Genomic DNA, 17,143 nt, shown 5'->3' with positions numbered 1-17,143 from the left:
GGTGACTCAGTCGCGCTCCCCCCTCGAGCTCTTCGCCGTCGACGATCTCATCGATCAGGAAGACCTCGATCTTCGAAACGCGGTGCGGCAGTTCGCCGCGGACCGTCTGGCACCCCGAGTCGGCGACTGGTACGAGGCGGGCGATCTTCCCGCTCGCGAGCTCGCGGCGGAGCTGGGCAAACTCGGAGTTCTCGGGATGCATCTGGAGGGGTATGGCTGTACCGGGGCTTCCGCGACCGCCTACGGGCTGGCCTGCCTCGAGTTGGAGGCGGTCGACTCCGGTCTGCGCTCGCTGGTGAGTGTGCAGGGGTCGCTGGCGATGTTCGCCATCTGGAAGCACGGCTCGCAGGAGCAGAAACAGCAGTGGCTGCCTCGCATGGCGGCGGGTGAGGCCATCGGGTGTTTCGGTCTGACGGAACCCGACTTCGGGTCGAACCCCGCGGATATGCGTACGCGCGCGGTGCGCGACGGTGACGACTGGCTGCTGACCGGAACCAAGATGTGGATCACCAACGGGTCCGTGGCCGATGTGGCGGTGGTCTGGGCGCAGACCGATCCGGACCAGGGCGCCCGGGGCATCCGCGGATTCGTCGTCCCGACCGACACTCCGGGTTTCGCGGCACCGAAGATCACGCGGAAGCTGTCGCTGCGGGCGTCCGTGACCAGCGAACTGGTGCTCGACGACGTTCGCCTGCCGCAATCGGCGATTCTTCCCGCAGCACAGGGTTTGTCGGGTCCACTGTCGTGCTTGAACGAGGCTCGCTTCGGCATCGTCTTCGGCGCGCTCGGCGCGGCGCGCGACTGTTTGGAAACGACGATCAGGTACGCCCAGGAGCGCACTCTCTTCGACAAGTCGCTGGCCGCGTATCAGCTGACCCAGGCGAAAATCGCCGACATGACCCTCGAACTCGGCAAGGGCATGCTCCTCGCGCTTCAGTTGGGTCGTCTCAAGGATCAGGGAAGACTCGCACCGGAACAGATCAGTCTCGGCAAGCTCAACAACGTGCGTGAGGCCATCTCGATCGCACGGGAATGCCGCACCATTCTCGGCGCCGCGGGGATCACCCTCGACTATCCGATCATGCGGCACGCCAACAACCTCGAATCGGTGCTCACCTATGAGGGCACATCCGAGGTGCACCAACTCGTCATCGGCAGGGCCGTCACCGGCCAGGCCGCGTTCCGGTGACCGACCGGATGGACTACGCAGAACATGAAGCCTCGCACCTGCCGCTGGACGGTGTGCTGGTCGCCGACTTCAGCAGAGTCTTGGCGGGACCGCTGACCTCGATGTGGCTTGCTGATCTGGGGGCGACCGTGGTGAAGGTGGAACGCACCGGACAGGGCGACGAGACTCGGCGATGGGGTCCTCCATGGGTGGGCGACACCAGTACATACTTCACGGCCGCGAACCGGTCGAAGTTCAGCATCGATCTCGACTTCGCAAACCCGGACGACCGCGCCGCGGCGCGCCAACTGGCCGAGCGTGCCGACGTGCTCGTCGAGAACTTCAAGACCGGAAGCCTGGCTGCCTTCGGGCTCGACTACGAGACGGTCGCTCTGGTGAATCCGGCAGTGGTTTACGCATCGATCACCGGGTTCGGCAGTGGCCGCGGGAAGGACCTGCCCGGCTATGACTTCGTCGTACAGGCCGTCGGTGGCCTGATGAGCATCACCGGTCCGGTCGGCGGCGAGCCGAGCAAGGTCGGAGTCGCGCTCGTCGACGTGTTGACGGCCAAGGACGCGGCGATCGGTATTCTGGCCGCCCTGCGCGAGCGCGACCGATCCGGACGTGGACAGCATGTTGAGGTCAATCTGTTGTCGAGCTTGCTGGGTTCGCTGGCCAATCAGGCCAGTAGCTACCTGGCCACCGGGAATTCGCCGTCGACCCTGGGCAATCGGCATCCGTCGATCGCACCGTACGAAACCCTGCGGTGCAAGAACGGAATGATCGCGATCGCCTGCGGCAACGACAGCCAGTTCGCGAGGCTGACCGAACTGTTGGGAATCGGCGCTGCCGCAGCGGATCCGCGCTTCGCGACCAATCGCGACCGGATCGCCCATCGCGACGAACTCGTGGCTCTTCTGGAGGAACGGCTCGCCGAGCACGACGCGTCGGTCTGGGAGGAACGGCTGCTCGCCGCCGCGGTGCCGGCCGGTCAGGTCGGTACGGTGGCGTCGGGGTTCGCGCGCGCGGCGGAATTGGGGTTGGAGCCGATCGTCGAACTTCCAGCACCCCATGCGGATCAGGTCGCTCATCCGGTCCGCTACTCCCGTACCCGGGTTCGCAGGCCGGTACCGCCGCCGTCGCTCGGCGGTGACACCGCGACGGTCCGGCGGTGGCTCCGCTCTGGTGAATCGGTGACCGAACTCGATAGCGCTCTGGCGGAGAAGAATTCATGATGCACAGGAATTACATTGGCGGACAATGGCTCTCCGGATCCACGGCGTCGGTCGATGTCAACCCGTCGGATCTGGGAGACGTGATCGGCGAGTTCGCTCGCGCCGACGCGCAGCAGGCCGAGCAGGCGATCGCCGCGGCGACCTCCGCACAGCCCGGCTGGGCCGCGCTACCCGGTGCGGCCCGCGCGGAAATCCTCGACCGGGCCGGCCATGAACTGATCGCCCGCGCCGACGAGTTGGCCGACATTCTTGCCCGCGAGGAGGGCAAGACACTGGCTGAAAGCCTGGGTGAGGTACACCGCGCCGGGCAGATCTTCATATTCCATGCGGGAGAGGCGGTTCGAAATCCCGGCGAGTTCCTGGATTCGGTGCGCCCAGGTGTCGAAGTCCTGATCGGACGAGAGCCGGTGGGTGTGGTCACCGTGATCACGCCGTGGAACTTTCCGCTCGCCATCCCCGCGTGGAAGATCGCGCCGGCGCTCGCGCACGGTAATGCGGTCGTCTTCAAACCGGCCGATCTGGTGCCGGCCTCGGCGTGGCATCTGGTGAACATCCTCCTCGACGCCGGGCTGCCGGAAGGCGTGCTGAACCTGGTGATGGGGGCCGGTCGCGAAATCGGTGACGTGCTGACCGGTGACCGCCGGGTCAACGCGGTGTCGTTCACCGGATCGGCGACGACCGGTGAACGAGTACTGGCATCGGCCCAATCCCACAGTGCGCGCGTGCAATTGGAGATGGGCGGCAAGAATCCACTGGTGGTCCTCGGCGATGCCGACCTGGATGCGGCAGTGGCAGGGGCAGTCGAAGGCGCGTTCGGTTCGACGGGCCAGCGGTGTACCGCGTCGTCGCGGCTGATCGTCGTGGATGCGATCCATGATCATTTCATCGATCGCATGCGCGATGCCCTCCGCGACGTGGTCGTCGGCGACGCCCGCCATCGCGCTACGACTATGGGGCCGGTCGTGGACGAAAGCCAACTCGCACAGGACCTTCGCTATATCAAGGTGGCCGTGTCGCAGGGCGCGGAGTTGTCGGGCGGAGAGTTGCTGGAACGAGCAACACCCGGCCATTACCTGTCACCGGCCCTGCTGACCGGGACTCACAACCACCAGACCATCAACCGCGAGGAAGTGTTCGGACCGGTGGCATCGGTGATCAGAGTCGCCGACCTGGATGAAGCCATCAGTGTCGCCAACGACACCGAATTCGGTTTGACCGCAGGCATTTACACGCAGTCCCTGGCCGCTGCGGGCCGATTTCGGCGGGAATCGACCGCCGGCATGGTCATGGTCAACCTCCCGACGGCAGGCGTCGACTATCACGTGCCGTTCGGCGGACGACGTGGCTCCTCGTTCGGACCGCGGGAACAGGGGCGGGATGCGCGCGACTTCTACACCACCACTAAGACCTGTTACGTCCGCGGCTGATCAGGAAGTGCTTCGATGACTGATTCGCTCGATCTGGCATTGTTGCTGCTTCGCGTGATGCTGGCCTTCGTGTTCGCCGCGCATGCGACGCAGAAGCTGTTCGGCTGGTTTTCCGGTGCCGGGCTCGCGGGTTCCGGCGTTCTGCTCGAGAAACTGGGCCAACGGCCGGGTAAGCCGATGGCGGTGATCGCCGCGACGGCCGAATCGGCGGCGGCGGTATCGGTTGGCATCGGCTTGGTCACGCAGTTGGGCGCGGCGATAGGGGCCGGTACGATGCTGGTCGCCGGTGGGGCGCTATCGCTACGGTCGAAGGCATTCTGGAACTCCGCCGGCGGGGGTGAGTACCCGTTCGTGCTCGCGATAGTGTTGATCGTCGTGGGATTCAGCGGCCCGGGACGTTTCTCTCTCGATGCCACCCTCGGCGCGCCGTGGCACAACTCCGCGCGGTGGGGCGCGGCTATCGGCGGCATCGTTCTGGCGGCTGCGGTCGTTGCTGCGCTGCCGCCGCTGCTGTGGTCGGCCCGTGGCGATAACGAATGAACCGCGCAGTCCCGATGGTGCCATCGGGACTGCGCGGTTCGCGCGCAACCAGAGCAGCTGTTTCACTCCATGAGCAACGGCACGATCATCGCGATGTCCTGCTGTGTCCGGGTGATGTGACCGGTGAGCAAGGCAGTGGCCTCGGCCCTGTTGCGTCCGATCGTCGCGTTGAGGATCGCCTCGTGCTCACCCGATTTCGAACGCGGCTGAACGCGATGTGCGGCGGAGAATCGCCGGTACCGCTCGGCCTGATCGAAGAGACTCGAGCAGGTCTGCAACAGCCGCGGTGAGGTGCTCGCCGAGAGCAGGGTCATGTGAAAGTCCTTGTGCAACTGCGCCCATTCGCTGTTGAGGACCGTCGGGCCGTCGGGCAGGCGGTCCTCGACCTTCTGCAGCCGGTAGAACGACGCGACTGCCCGAGCCTCCCAATCGTCGTCGCCGATTGCGATGGACTCCTCGAGCGCCTGGATATCGAGAGTCAGGCGAAGGCGCGTGATGTCGTTGAAATCATCGACCGAGATCGGGGCAACCCGGAAGCCACGCCGCTCGTCGGCGATGACCAGCCCTTCGTATGTCAGGCGGTTCAGAGCTTCGCGCAGGGGGCTGCTGGAGCAACCGTACTGTTCGCGTAGATGATCGACTTTGAGCTTGTCGCCAGGACGATGCACGTTCGAGAGCAGAGCCTGCCGCAGTCGAGAGACGGTCTGCTCGACGAGGGGTGGTGGCGCGGGCACGGTGGTCATAGAGCAATTCTATGCATAATTTGGCCATTCTCGCAGTTTGTGAACTTCATGCGGGAAACCCCTCGTCGAGGGCCGTCATCGGGCGATGGGCGAGACGATAAAGTTGCTGAATCCGCCGTTGCGGTCCCCGATGCCGTTGATCGCGCTGTTCACTTCGGTCAGCGGGTAGACGCGGTGCTCGAGAGGGGACAGATCCAACGTGCCGGCCGCGACCATATCGGCCAGCTCCTGACATTCCCTGGCCGTCGACCACGCCGAGCCGACGATGCTGAGCTGCTGATCCATCATTCGGTGAATGTCGATCGGCAGGTCGCCCATCATCGCGCCGATGTTGACGCAGGTGCCGCCGCGGCGCAGCGAGCGCATTCCCTCTCGGAAGGTTTCATGCTCGGCTCCCGGCCCCAGTGCGTCGACATAGATGTCGACGCCGCGTCCATTGGTCTGGTCTTTGATCCAGGCATCGACCGGGCCATCGAGCAGCGAGTGCGTCCGCAGGCGACCGGGCACCAGCTCGGCGACGGCGTCGAGGAGTTCCCGGTTGCGAGCCGTGCCGTACAGCGTGGTCAATCCCATCGCCGGCGCCAGGAGCGCGGCACTCACTCCCAGAGTGCCGCTGATTCCGTTGACGAGAATGCTGCGACCGGGGCCCGCACCCGCTTTCTTCAGCGCTGAGTACATGGTGCCCAGGTAACCGAAGCGTGCGGCTGTGTTGAAGTCGAGATTGTCGGGCAGCCGCACCAGTGCGTATGCGGGGGCCAGCATGTGTTCGGCGAGCCCACCCGGATAGCGATCGAGTAGGTGCACCGACGTGGGGGAGAAGCCGAAATATCCGGCGAACGCGTAGCTGGAACAGTTGATGAGATCTCCGTCGCGGCAGGCCTCGCAGGACAGACAGTAGCGGCCGGGGTTGACATACACTCGGTCCCCGACCTCCCATTCGATGACGTCTTCACCGACTTCGTCGATCACGCCGGCCGGGTCGAGCCCGAAGGTGGCGGGCAAGGTGGGCAGCGGATCCTCGGGGAACCAGGTGGTCCAATTCTTCAGAATATTGCCCAGGTTGGGGACGATGTTGACCGCATGGACGCGGACCGTGACCTCGCCGCGTCCGGGTCGCGGCCGCGGGACCTGTTCGAGGCGCATCTCCTCGGCGACGTGGTGCATCCGGGCAGCAAGCATGGTGTCGGGCATTGTCGAGACTTTCGTGTTATGGCTTGGTGCAAGCATGTTCAGCGGGCTTGTCCGATGAGTACGACGAAGATCGTCGCGGGGTCGTCGCCCGGCACTCGCCAGGCGTGGCGGGTCCCGTTCTGGACGACGACATCACCGGTGTGCAGCTCGGTCGACACGCCGTTGTCGAGCTCGAGAACCGCAGTGCCGCTGAGGATTACGACGTAATCGACAGTAGGCGTCGTATGCATGCCGGGAGCGTCGGGTTCGAAGAGTTCCGCCAGTCCGGGCGTGTTCTCCATGTTCTCCGCAGCCGCGGCTGCAGGATCGAAATCGGCGGCGGTGAACACGCTGTCGGGCGGAAAGGTGACGGTCATCGCAACCGATTCACCCGGACCCGGAACGAAGCTGACAGGGCGTGCCGCGGCTTCCATGCCGCGTGGGGTCGGAGGTGCGGCGGTTGTCCAGACCACTGAGCTTTCGAAGCCTCGCGTGTATTTGTACTTCACCGCGGTCGACTGTGCGTCGTCCTCGATCACCGACCGTCCTGCGCTGTCGACGCTCGTTACTATCCGGCGAACCATCCCGTACCTACCCTTCTCGCGCCCCACAGTGGCGCCCATCACAGACATTTTATGCACAGCTTCAGTCTTTTGCATAGAACTCGGGCTGGTGCAGTTTTCGGTTCGAGCACTTCGATGCCCTGCCCCGTGGCTGCGGGGTCTGGATCCTCTGGGGGGAAACCTGTAACCGGGTGCGACGGCATCCGGGTCGGCTCCGCCGCGATTCGGCCCTCGATCCGACGGAGCCATGCGCGCCTGATCACTGAACCCGACGTGTCCGAGAAAGCGTTGCAAGGCTGGGAACTCGGACCGAAACCATTGACCGGCTGAGCTTTTCGAAACCCCGGGGGGATCGGATCGCCGAGGTGATGGGGCCTCGAGGCCGCCGGAGCGGTGATGTTGACGAGGGTCGCGCACTCGCGCGACTCTGGTCGGGTTGGCCTCGGTGGGGGCCTGGGCCAGGCCCGCTGACGGAAAGTTTGACCCTGAATTCTTGGCGTATTTTTGGTCTGGGCCGCTGGGCCGCTGGGCCGCTGGGCCGCTGGGGCGAGAAAAAAACCGGCCTGGATGCCGGTTCTGACCTGGTAATTTAAGTGCGCCATCAGGGACTCGAACCCCGAACCCGCTGATTAAGAGTTCCAGTCAATTGGCTTGTGGTGCGCAGATATTGGCGCACGGTGTGGGGTTCGGGGGTCGAGTAACGTGCTGGTTGTTCCTTTGCACCCTGCATGCTGGCGCACGGACGATCGCACGAAGTGTTCCTGAAAATTTGGGATAGTTCCGGGCTGGGTCGAGTCTGGGTCCTCCATGTGCTAGGACCCTGCTCACCGCCCGGTTCCGCGATCTGTCGGGGGCCTGGCGTAGCCGAGCGCCACTCCGGCGATACCGGAACCGCCTGTCGCTGTCAGCACCGTATTTCGCCTGGTGAGCGCGGATGGCGTCGACGCGTGTCAGCTTCCACACCAGCTCGGTGTTGTCAAATCCTGCTGCGGCTGCGATGCTGAAGAGCGAAAGATTCGAAACAGGTTGCTTATTTTTCGTTCCACTGAGCTGGAGGAGTGGCAATGACCGCGATGGCGATCGAAGAGCGGACCTATCTGCCGCAGCAACCGGATCAGCTGGCTCCGGTACTGGATTTCCTGACCGCCCATGAGCGGCGGCGGGGTGCTCGAGCCGAGCCGAGCTACGCATTGGTCGGCACGAGCGGTGGACAGCGCATCGAACTACCGCGTGAGATACACGAGGTGTTGGTGCAGGTCGTGGCGGCCTTGCAGGCGGGAAAGGCGGTCACGGTCGCTCCGCACAGCATGAGCCTCACCACCCAGCAGGCCGCCGATATCCTAGGCGTCTCCCGCCCGACCGTGGTCAAGCTGATCGAGAATGGTGAGCTGCCCGCGGAGCGGGTGAGCTCCCGGCGGCGCCTGCGACTGCGTGATGTTCTGATCTATCAACAGGCACGTAAGGAAGCCCAGTACGAGGTTCTGGCCGCGACCGGTGTCGAAATCGACGACACCGAGGATCCCGAAGTAGTGCGCCGGCGTCTGCGGGATGCTCGCCGGACGGTGGCGGCGCGTCGAAAAGCCAAGAGCTGACACAATCGTCGCGTGTTCACTGCCGTCCTCGATACTTGTGTCCTATGGCCGAGCTTGCAGCGAGACTTCCTGCTGTCCCTGGCGGTGGAGGCGCTGTATCGGCCGTTGTGGTCCGAACCAATTCTCGACGAACTCGAGTATCACGAAGCGGCCAAACTTGTTGATCGCGGCTTGAATCGCGCCAGTGCTGATGCGCGGGCTTCACGCTTGGTGGAGCAGATGCGTTCGATGTTCGAAGATGCCCTCGTGGAGAACTGGGAGCCTCACGAGGGTACTTTCGGCTTGCCCGACCCTGACGACGAGCACGTGGTCGCGGCCGCGGTGGTCGGGGGAGCCGGGGCGATTGTCACCGACAACATCAGGGACTTTCCGCGCGCGAAGGTTCCCCAGCACATCCTGATCCTGACGCCGGCCGCGTTCGCCGCCGACACAGTGGCAACCAACCCCGAGGTCGCTGTGCACGCCCTGGCCACGATCAGTGCCCGGTTCCGCAATCCGCGACAGACGGTGGATGAATTGCTGACGATTCTCGAAGCGCGCTACTCCATGACCGAAGCGGTCGAGCTCATGCGTGGCGTGTAAAGCCGACACCAGTAACAGCGCACCTCTCGCGTCTTCCGCCGTGACCACCACTACGCGCCGCCACGCGCGAGATGTCACCGCAGTCCTTTCACCCATTGCGCCAGCGTGGTGACCAGTACGGCTTCTTGTGCGATCCGCCCGTGCGCCGAGCGGATATGGGCCAGTTGTGACCACAGTTCGTATCCGAGGAGTCGATCGCCATTCACGTAGGACCAGTCGACAGTGTCGCGGTCTTGGATGGGACGGTCGGCCATGACCGACCACAGCCCGGTAGCAGGTTTGATTGGGACGGCGGTTGACGCGCGAGCCGCCGCTTCGGCGATCGCGATCCCGTGTGGATCGAAATCACCCCAATACCAGGCAGTTCCGGTGACCGGCCCGCGGCCCGCGACATCGACGCGCAGCGAGTCGACCTGGGCGGGAAACGTACGTCCGCTGCCCCAGGCGATGGCGCCGATCGGGTGGTTCGTGGCGTTGCTCAGGAGTTCGTTGAGAACCCAGTAGGTGTCGCTGTTCTCGACGATGAGGATGTCGGGGCCACGTCCTACGACCGCAGCGGGTAGGGGCGGTGGGTAGCGTGTGCAGGCCAGAAGATCCAGGGTGAGCCTGCCCGAATCAAATAGTGTGGTGCGGGTGAGCTCGTCGAGTCTCTTTTCCCTGCCGAGGATTTCGGCGGATCGATAACGCACCGGGACGAGTGGGACCGATTGGTTCGTGTGGTGCCCCAGCCAGGTATTGATCGCGACGAGGTCGGAGAAGAGTTCGTCCGACAGCGTGCGCAACGAGGCGGCCCAGCCCAGTTCCGCGCGCCAGGCGTGCGTCACCCATGGTTTGGATTTCGGTGCGGTGCGGCAGGCAGGAACGGTGACATGGCTGGGCCACGGTCGTCTCGACGACCGGGAAGGTAGTTCGATCATGTTGTCGTCGGCCAGTATTCGCAGGCACTCGTGCAGATCGTCGGTTTGCTGCGGGCTGCCGACGAGTCTGGGTGCGGCAGCACACCACAGTCGCCACAGTACGGTGTGTTCCACGCGAACGGAGCCCCGGGCGAGCAGTGCGGCGCGCAGCGCAGCGATCTCGGATGCTCGGACGCTCATCGGCGGATCTCATAGGTGATGGCGTCCACCCAGTTCCGGGTTGACTTCGGGTCGCGTTCTCGCACAATCGGTTCGACGACATCGATGCCGTCGGCGATCGTCGCCCGGAGTCGCAAGAACGACAGATTGCGTCGTAGGTCGCCGTCATTGCGGAGTTTGACGATCACCGATCCGGCTCCGGTAAACGCGGCTTCGACCGCAGGATCGTGCAGGCCGGTCGCGCAGACGAGTTGGACCCCGGTGTGGGCGGCGAGCCGGTGCTGCATCTCGATCAGCGGTTCGGCCGACGCCGCGCCGAACGGGTTGTCCAGCAACAAGGTTCCGGCGGGTCGTGCTCCGCCCTGCCGGTGTGCGGACCGCACGCGCGACAGTGCACAGTAGACGAGGACCGCGAGGGTGAGCACTTGGCCGCCCGAGAACTCGTGGGGTATCCGGTCGGGCGGGCAGTACGCGACGTGTCCGTCAATCCGGGGTTTGAGAATCTCGATCGACCATGCCCCTGCTCGGGATCGACTGACCACCGTGTCGCGTACGGCGTCCGCAAGCCAGCGCGCCCGCACGTCGGCGGATTTGGCCTTCTTCGGATTGTCGGCCAGTTCGGTCGACCAGCTGTCGACCCGGCTGGCCAAGCGTGCCGTCGCCTCGACGGCGGGGGCCTCCTCGAATCGGATCTTAATCGCGGGATTGTCCGAGAGGTCGCCGAGACCGGCGGGGAGTCTCGATGATTGGGAGACCTCACGCAGCATGCGTCGCTGGGTGCGGCACAGCGCCAGCAGATCGTCACAGAGGATGCTCCTGTGCACGTCGAGCTGTTCCAGGTCCGCGCGAGCCGAGTCGGTCACGGTCCGGATTCGGCGGGCCAGTGTCTCTGCCTCGGCGATGAGGTCGGCTTCCTGTAGTGACCGGAGCCGGATGATGTCGGGTGTTTCCAGAGCGGCGAATCGCGGATCGGTGGCTGTTGCGCGAACCTTGGTGACTGCGGCGTGGATCGCGTCGCGGGCGTCGCGCGCGGCACGGTCTGCATGCTGATGATCTTTGATGTGCGCGCGCATCTTCTCGCGGGCCGAGTCGGCTGGCCCGTTGAACACCGTGACGGTCGGAATGCGTTCGGCGGCCCACATTTCGGTGGTGAGAGTGAACGAGTTGATGTCCGCCTGGACCTCAGCGTGCAGTTGCTTGGCTTCCTCGTGCGCGGTTTCGGCCGCGTCGCGCCGGGTGCGCATCTCGATGTTGTGGCTCTCGAGCTGCTCGAGTAGCCCCGGAATGTCGTCCGGACAGGTTGGTGACCACTCCGTCGACGCGAGGTCGATGTAGTTCTGGTGATCCGGTGACGGCGGTTCTGCGGCGGTGAGATCGGCGCGCGCTTTCTCATGTGCTGCCTTGGCCTCCAGACGGGCCCGGTGGGCGCGATCGAAATCCGCTTGGGCTCGTCGCTGCGCGTCGGCGAGAGTTGTAGGGGTACTGGCTTCGATTGTGTCCGACAGACTTTCGGCCCGGCGAAGACCGTCGGCGTCGTGGCGCTCGGCCTGGCTCGCCGCGCGACTGACAGCCTTGTTGGCGTCTTCGAGTCTGGCGGCTTCGACCATGCCGTATTCGGCTTTTGCCAGTTCGTCGCGCAGGGTCTCCCATCGGGTCCGAAGGATCGAGGGGTTGCCGCCGGGATCGGTACCGGACTCGTCGACTCCTAGTTCGGCTCGTTCCCGGCGGAAGGATTCGCAGTCACTACGGAGGTTGGCGGCCTGCTGGATCGCGGTCTCGTAGGACTCCTCGGCCTGTTCCTTGCGGGCGGCGGCGTCGTCGCGATCGGATTTCGCACGGGTGAGCTTCGAGTCGATGCTGGGTATCGTAGCCTCGGCTTGTTCGGCTTGTTCCCACTGCTTTACCAAATCCGCTGCGGCCTTTTCATGTTCATCCGCCTTGCCGGATTCGGTCGTCTGCTTGCGTTGTTCAGCTCGGGCGGCGGCCGCCAGCGTCCGCTGTTCAACTCGATCCCGGGTCAGGTCCGCCAGTTCGGTTTCCGCTGCGTGCAGCGCCTCCGCAACACGTCGCGCGGTTCCTTCCAGGTCCTCGCGTGTGGCCGAACCCCAGCGCCGCGTGAACTCATGGCACTGCGCCTCACTCCTGCGGTATCGTTGCGCGACTTCGGCCGCGCGCTGTGCTTGCTCCTCGTGCTGTTGCGCCGCGGCCTCCAGTTCTTGCCGCATCTCGGCGGCCCAGTGCCTGTCCCAGGTCGCTCGATGTGGAATAACGATGTGGCGGAACGGAATCGGCGGCGGCGTGGTCCTCGCAGTGGTCGGCGGGGTAGTGACGGTCACCGGGGTCCTGGTGTGCAGCTCGCTGTCCAGAAGCAGCCGCACACCGTCGTCGAATCTGTTTTGATCGGAGATTACGACCCCGCCCGCGAGCTCCGGATTGGCGGCGATGAAGGGTTCACGTGCGTCGGCATCGACGATATTGTTCTCGATCCATTGCAGCCCGGTGACGGATCCAATTCCGGCAGCGGAAAGCACCCCGAGTACATCCAGCACATCCTGTCCGGTCGGCGCAGTACCGGTCAGATCCAGTACCTGGAGTTGGCGGTATGCGGCATCGGCCGCGGTGCCGTGTTCGGTAGATCGCGCATCCGCGGAGCGGGCTGCGTCGGCAGCGAGTCCGGCGATGCGGGTCAGTGTTTCACTGTCCTCTACCGCACCGCCGACCAGTTCTGCGACGGTGGGGTCGGCACCTACCGCCTCGATGTCGGCGACAAAGTCTCTGAACTTCCCCGACGCCGATTGCTCTTGTGCACGAAGGTCAATCAGACTCGGGTCCATATTCCCGATGGCCACACCGAGTTCGTCGAATCTCTGCTCGGCGGCTCGCTCGTGTTCGGCGGCGAGTTCGGCGGCATGTTTAGCCTTTGCCCTGCTCTCCTGCCAGCGGCGCTGGCATTCACTGGGGCTCTCGTGCTCACGCAGCCAGCCCGCTGCCGCAGCGGCGTTACGGATCTGGGCAGCAGCTTCGATGGTCGCTCGGGCGCGAGAGCGCTCGTCAGTGAGTTTTGAGATATAGATGCGGGCGTCGGTTTCCGTCTTCTCCGCCTGCTTCTTGATCTTGTCCGCGATGTCAGCTTGATCTTTGGCAGAGTCGGCTTCTGCCTTGGACTCAGCAATCAGTGCGTCGAGTCGGCCCGCCAATACAGCGGCTGCTCTGATGACGTCGGCGCGCAGCGGCCCCAGACCCGCGTCGGCCTTTTCGTAAGCTTGCCGCGCTGTTTCGGCGGCTGCTCGTGCGATGCGCAATGCCAGAACATCGCTGACCGCCCGCCACGCGCTCGTCGCATTCTCCGCCTCAGTTGCGAGTTCCTCTGTCTTCTCGACCGTCTGTGCGGTGGACACGACCCGGGCCCGTGCCTGCTCGAGGGTCAGCTGTTGACGGATATCGCTTACCTTGTTGTAGTCGCGGCGGGCATCGGCGAACGCGCGACCTGTGGCGGTGACAGTGGTGTCGAGTTCGGTCAGTATGCGTTGGTCCTGGATGACGCGGTTCAGCAGTGAGGTTGCAAATTCCCCGCCGAGCGTGATCGACTGCAGCAGCCGACCTTCCGTAGTCTCGCGATCCTCGGCAAGCCGTGCCACCCGCTCGATCAACGGTAAGACCGCGTCACCGAAGCTCGCTCGGCTTTCCAAGGACGATCGTTGGGCCGCCAAAATGGCGTAGACACCGAGCTTTTCGGTGAAGATTTCCAGGTCATGCTGGTCGTTCAAAGCCGCGACGAAGAATCGCACGACGTTGTCCGGCGAGTCGAACGACCGAAGTAGTTGCTCCGCACCGGTTTCCGAATCGTTCATGCGCATCTGGTAGCCGAACAGTACCGGGTCGATGCTGGTGTGGTGTTCCAGCGCCGACGTCCAGTCCTGTTGTTTGTCGACGAGAATTCCGTGTGTATCGGGAGACTCCGCGATCAGGTTGTCGACGGCGGCTCTGAAATGCCGGTATGTCATGCGACGCCCCTCGGAGATGAACGGCAAGTCGTCGATGCCCGGCAAGCTCGGCCCGGTGCGGAACAGATACCAGGCGCGATGCATGTTGGAAGTCGAGCGCATCTTGTGGGGCGGTTGGCGGCGGCCGTCTTTCCACTCCATCACCGTGCCGGTGACCGTGCGGTGTCCGGTGACGGCGTCTTCCCATTCGCACACGACGTGCGACGTGTCGCCGGTCAGGACATAGTCGCCGAGAATCTTCCCGCCGACCTGCGCCCGTGCAGCGGGCACGATCAGGCTGCAGATCAAGGTGATTAGCGTCGATTTGCCGCCGGTATTAGTGAGGGACAACAGGACTCGCGCGGCCGCCCCGGAACCGGTGCTGAAATCCAGATCGAGGGGATCGAACCGCGCACCGTCGGGTCCGACACCGTGCAGCCGGACCCGACGCAGGCGCAGTGGGGGTGTCGGAAGTTCCTGGGCGGGGGCTTGATTCGCATCGAAGAGTGATTCGGTCATGCGGGGACACCCTCGCTGGTGTCGTCGGCACGGTCGGCTAGGCCGTTGACCAGCCGGAAGAGTTCGGAGTCGGCGCACAGTGCGCCGACCGCGTAGCGAAACCGCGGTCGGGTCGACCAGACACCGCCATCGGCATCACCCTTGGCGGTCAGAAAGCCCGCCTCGGCGAGAATCTTGCACACTCTGACGACAACACCGGCACGATCGCCTGTCGAGCGCCGCCGCGCATTCGGGCGAGCGGGCGACAAATCGGTCCACCGTCGCCATGCCTCGATGAGGTCGCCGTCGATATCGCTGTCGTCCGAGCTGTTCTCGGCGAGGGATTGGGCTACCCGATCCAGGGTGTCGACGACTGATTGCGTGGTGAACACCGGGATTCGGTCGGGGTCGTCGAGCATGGCCGGATCCGGGTAGGCGGTTCGCGCCACTGCCAGGATCACCGCGCCGAGCACTGCGCGATGCTGTTGTGGTGCGCGTTTCGACACATCGGTGACGGTCAATCGCAGCGGTGAGTGATTGCGTGCCGTCGCGATGATGCCGTCTCGCTCGTCGACATCGAGATCGAGTCCTGCGCCGGTGAATACCTCGTCGACGGCGGCAGCGAAGTCCGGCTCTTCGTAGTATCTCCGCACGAGCCGATGCAATTCCTCATTGCGAGCCGGAGTCTCCTTCGGACGGGCCGCCCAGGCCAGGAAGCGGCCGATATCCTCGTGCGTACTCGGGGACTTCACTCGGTTTCCTCCTGCCCATCGTCGATCCAGTCGGGGCGCTTGGCCTTCGGTGCGGAAGCGGCTATATCGGCGCTCAACTCAGCGGGAATCAAGAGTAGATCGTTGGCGCGAAACATTGTGGAATCCAATGTATTTCCGGTCGCGACCGCCACCACCACCCGGTCACCAGCCGATCTGCCGGCCAAATGCGGAGCCCAAGCATGATGAGCCGCGTGGACGACGGTCGCCGCCAGCACGCTCGGATCCAGCGGCTGTCCCTCGTCGGTGTCCGATTCGGCGGCAACGGTTTCCGCGGTCCGTTCGATTCTGGCCAGCAGCTGCGACAGTCGTGTGGGCTCGGATAGGCCGTTCAGCAGCGCTTCGGCGACGACTTCGTAGGCGTCCCACCACTCGGGAGCGTCGACCGAATCGACCTCGGGCGGTTCGTATTCCGCACCCAGTTCGGGTGTCCGGGGCGGCGTGCACAGCTCATCGGTCATAGTTGTCAGGGACGGCCACCATCGAACAGGTAGTCCACCTGCCACGGCGAGCAGACGGTCCGCGGCACGTGCGGCTCCCTCCGTCGGTCCTGCCAGCAATGGCACAAGCAGGTCCGCGCCGAGGTCGATGCGATGGGTTCGCCGCGGTGGACGCGCGAAGCGGTCGTCCAATGCCTGCCGCAGCGCGCCACGTGCTCCGATGAGATGGCGATGCAACTCGCTGTGCCGGTACCGGCATTCGCGCAGGATTTCGAGCAGTCGGTTCAGAGCGTCGAGTTGCGTCCGATCGGTGATCCCGGTGCGTCGGTCGGCCACGGTTTCGAGCAGCGCCGTCTCGGCGTCGAGGCGGCCCCGGACATGGTCGAGCGCGGCATCGAGATAGGCGGGCACATCGCCGAGCCAATCGTGGGTGTCCGGATCGATGAGGGTGTCGGCGACAATGCGCCTGATCCGCTCCTGGTATTCGATCGACCGGTAGCGTGCGACGCGTGCGATCTGAACCGCCGATGCCACCGCGCCGCGTGCGATCAGGGCGGCCATCTGGGCTTCGTTCGCGATCTGCGCGGCTTCGATGTCGAGATCGAGGGCCTCGACGAAGATATTGATAGCTTGTTCGGACGCGCGCAGATGTTCGAGCCCGTCGGTGCTGTCCGGGTGCAGGTACAACAGCCGAAAGCGCTGTTGCCGCCAGGCCGGCCCCTCAGCCGTATGCACGAGATGCCGTACCACCTCCACATCGATGGTGACGAGCGAAACGACCACGCGCTCAGCAACCTTCGCCCATTCCCCAGGGGCAGCATCCGGCGCCTGCCGGGCAGCCTGTTCGGTTGCGTAGCCGAGGACCTCGTCCCAGGTCCTCCCGGACGACAGCCCCATCGCAAGCGCGACCTGATCGATCACAGCGAGCGCTAACCGGAACAGGTCGTAGTTCACCCAGAAGTCGCCATCGAGGCTGGACTTGGTTCTTTCCAGGTCCGTGAGGATCTGAATCGGGGCGAGCGCGCGACGACGTCTTGTAATGGAGTCGTCGTCGGTTGGAATGGCGATATTCCAGCCCTCGGCGTGGTTGAAGTCGTCTGGTTCCGACATCAAATGCGGCCCCCGCTTTCCTATCTCGGTGATCGACACGCGATGCGAGTCTGTTACCGGTGGTCAGGTGATGCCGGAGGACGCGCGGGCCGTACCACCCCCGAGCTGAAGGTTACGCCGTACCGCTGGTGTGTGTGACTACCTTCCGGGCCGGGACGGAGTGCTTCGTGTTTGGCACGACTTCAACCGGACGCGAGGCGCTTCCTGGGGGACGGTGTACAAGAATGTGACGCAGTACATGTTCCG

At 64.5% G+C, this 17,143-nt stretch carries 13 protein-coding genes; 6 read left to right on the top strand and 7 right to left on the bottom strand.

The window, feature by feature from the left end; translation table 11 throughout:
* Position 1 precedes the first annotated feature (1 nt).
* Genes IRT45_RS04930 through IRT45_RS04915 form a run of 4 tightly spaced genes read left to right on the top strand, consistent with a single transcriptional unit; the run spans position 2 to position 4,370 of the window.
* Positions 2-1,189 (top strand): acyl-CoA dehydrogenase family protein, encoded by a 1,188-nt coding sequence (locus tag IRT45_RS04930; protein ID WP_309240797.1) that lies wholly within the window; start codon positions 2-4, stop codon positions 1,187-1,189.
* Positions 1,190-1,197: 8 nt separating this feature from the next.
* Positions 1,198-2,403 carry a CaiB/BaiF CoA-transferase family protein gene (locus IRT45_RS04925; protein ID WP_194804660.1) on the top strand — a complete coding sequence of 402 codons (1,206 nt, stop codon included), beginning with the start codon at positions 1,198-1,200 and terminating at the stop codon, positions 2,401-2,403.
* The gene (locus IRT45_RS04920; RefSeq protein WP_228533547.1) at positions 2,400-3,830 is read left to right on the top strand and encodes an aldehyde dehydrogenase family protein; all 1,431 of its coding nucleotides are present in this window, start codon (positions 2,400-2,402) and stop codon (positions 3,828-3,830) included. The genes IRT45_RS04925 and IRT45_RS04920 overlap by 4 nt, the downstream gene beginning before the upstream one ends.
* A gap of 15 nt (positions 3,831-3,845) precedes the next feature.
* Complete coding sequence (locus IRT45_RS04915; RefSeq protein WP_194804659.1) at positions 3,846-4,370, top strand: DoxX family protein; 525 nt, start codon at positions 3,846-3,848, stop codon at positions 4,368-4,370.
* A gap of 62 nt (positions 4,371-4,432) precedes the next feature.
* Here the strand turns inward: IRT45_RS04915 and IRT45_RS04910 are convergent, their stop codons facing one another.
* The 3 genes from IRT45_RS04910 to IRT45_RS36640 form a co-directional block, all read right to left on the bottom strand.
* Positions 4,433-5,113 (bottom strand): GntR family transcriptional regulator, encoded by a 681-nt coding sequence (locus tag IRT45_RS04910; RefSeq protein ID WP_194804658.1) that lies wholly within the window; start codon positions 5,111-5,113, stop codon positions 4,433-4,435.
* A 75-nt stretch (positions 5,114-5,188) separates the two neighbouring features.
* Complete coding sequence (locus tag IRT45_RS04905) at positions 5,189-6,304, bottom strand: alcohol dehydrogenase catalytic domain-containing protein (protein ID WP_194804657.1); 1,116 nt, start codon at positions 6,302-6,304, stop codon at positions 5,189-5,191.
* Positions 6,305-6,342: 38 nt separating this feature from the next.
* Positions 6,343-6,660: a cupin domain-containing protein gene (locus IRT45_RS36640; protein ID WP_228533545.1), complete on the bottom strand. Its 318-nt coding sequence runs from the start codon at positions 6,658-6,660 to the stop codon at positions 6,343-6,345.
* Positions 6,661-7,910: 1,250 nt separating this feature from the next.
* Here IRT45_RS36640 and IRT45_RS04895 point away from each other — a divergent pair.
* The gene (locus IRT45_RS04895) at positions 7,911-8,438 is read left to right on the top strand and encodes a helix-turn-helix domain-containing protein (protein WP_194804656.1); all 528 of its coding nucleotides are present in this window, start codon (positions 7,911-7,913) and stop codon (positions 8,436-8,438) included.
* A 12-nt stretch (positions 8,439-8,450) separates the two neighbouring features.
* Complete coding sequence (locus IRT45_RS04890; RefSeq protein ID WP_194804655.1) at positions 8,451-9,020, top strand: PIN domain-containing protein; 570 nt, start codon at positions 8,451-8,453, stop codon at positions 9,018-9,020.
* Positions 9,021-9,094: 74 nt separating this feature from the next.
* Here IRT45_RS04890 and IRT45_RS04885 read toward each other — a convergent pair whose 3' ends face one another.
* Genes IRT45_RS04885 through IRT45_RS04870 form a run of 4 tightly spaced genes read right to left on the bottom strand, consistent with a single transcriptional unit; the run spans position 9,095 to position 16,897 of the window.
* The gene (locus tag IRT45_RS04885; protein ID WP_194804654.1) at positions 9,095-10,117 is read right to left on the bottom strand and encodes a Wadjet anti-phage system protein JetD domain-containing protein; all 1,023 of its coding nucleotides are present in this window, start codon (positions 10,115-10,117) and stop codon (positions 9,095-9,097) included.
* On the bottom strand, positions 10,114-14,598 hold the full coding sequence (locus IRT45_RS04880; RefSeq protein ID WP_194804653.1) for a hypothetical protein: 4,485 nt from the start codon (positions 14,596-14,598) through the stop codon (positions 10,114-10,116). The genes IRT45_RS04885 and IRT45_RS04880 overlap by 4 nt, the downstream gene beginning before the upstream one ends.
* Complete coding sequence (locus IRT45_RS04875) at positions 14,595-15,329, bottom strand: hypothetical protein (RefSeq protein ID WP_194804652.1); 735 nt, start codon at positions 15,327-15,329, stop codon at positions 14,595-14,597. Before IRT45_RS04875 ends, IRT45_RS04880 begins: the two co-directional genes overlap by 4 nt.
* Complete coding sequence (locus tag IRT45_RS04870; protein WP_228533543.1) at positions 15,326-16,897, bottom strand: hypothetical protein; 1,572 nt, start codon at positions 16,895-16,897, stop codon at positions 15,326-15,328. The genes IRT45_RS04875 and IRT45_RS04870 overlap by 4 nt, the downstream gene beginning before the upstream one ends.
* Between the last annotated feature and the right edge of the window lie 246 nt (positions 16,898-17,143).

This window comes from Nocardia sp. BSTN01, assembly GCF_015354405.1.
GTDB lineage: Bacteria > Actinomycetota > Actinomycetes > Mycobacteriales > Mycobacteriaceae > Nocardia.
This window is presented reverse-complemented; position numbering and strand designations above follow the sequence as displayed.

Bases quoted from the DNA above. Each gene is read 5' to 3' on its own strand.
- IRT45_RS04905 (WP_194804657.1), bottom strand. From the start codon at position 6,304: ATGCCCGACACCATGCTTGCTGCCCGGATGCACCACGTCGCCGAGGAG.
- IRT45_RS04925 (WP_194804660.1), top strand. From the start codon at position 1,198: ATGGACTACGCAGAACATGAAGCCTCGCACCTGCCGCTGGACGGTGTG.
- IRT45_RS04915 (WP_194804659.1), top strand. From the start codon at position 3,846: ATGACTGATTCGCTCGATCTGGCATTGTTGCTGCTTCGCGTGATGCTG.
- IRT45_RS04885 (WP_194804654.1), bottom strand. From the start codon at position 10,117: ATGAGCGTCCGAGCATCCGAGATCGCTGCGCTGCGCGCCGCACTGCTC.
- IRT45_RS04920 (WP_228533547.1), top strand. From the start codon at position 2,400: ATGATGCACAGGAATTACATTGGCGGACAATGGCTCTCCGGATCCACG.
- IRT45_RS36640 (WP_228533545.1), bottom strand. From the start codon at position 6,660: ATGACCGTCACCTTTCCGCCCGACAGCGTGTTCACCGCCGCCGATTTC.
- IRT45_RS04895 (WP_194804656.1), top strand. From the start codon at position 7,911: ATGACCGCGATGGCGATCGAAGAGCGGACCTATCTGCCGCAGCAACCG.
- IRT45_RS04910 (WP_194804658.1), bottom strand. From the start codon at position 5,113: ATGACCACCGTGCCCGCGCCACCACCCCTCGTCGAGCAGACCGTCTCT.
- IRT45_RS04880 (WP_194804653.1), bottom strand. From the start codon at position 14,598: ATGACCGAATCACTCTTCGATGCGAATCAAGCCCCCGCCCAGGAACTT.
- IRT45_RS04870 (WP_228533543.1), bottom strand. From the start codon at position 16,897: ATGTCGGAACCAGACGACTTCAACCACGCCGAGGGCTGGAATATCGCC.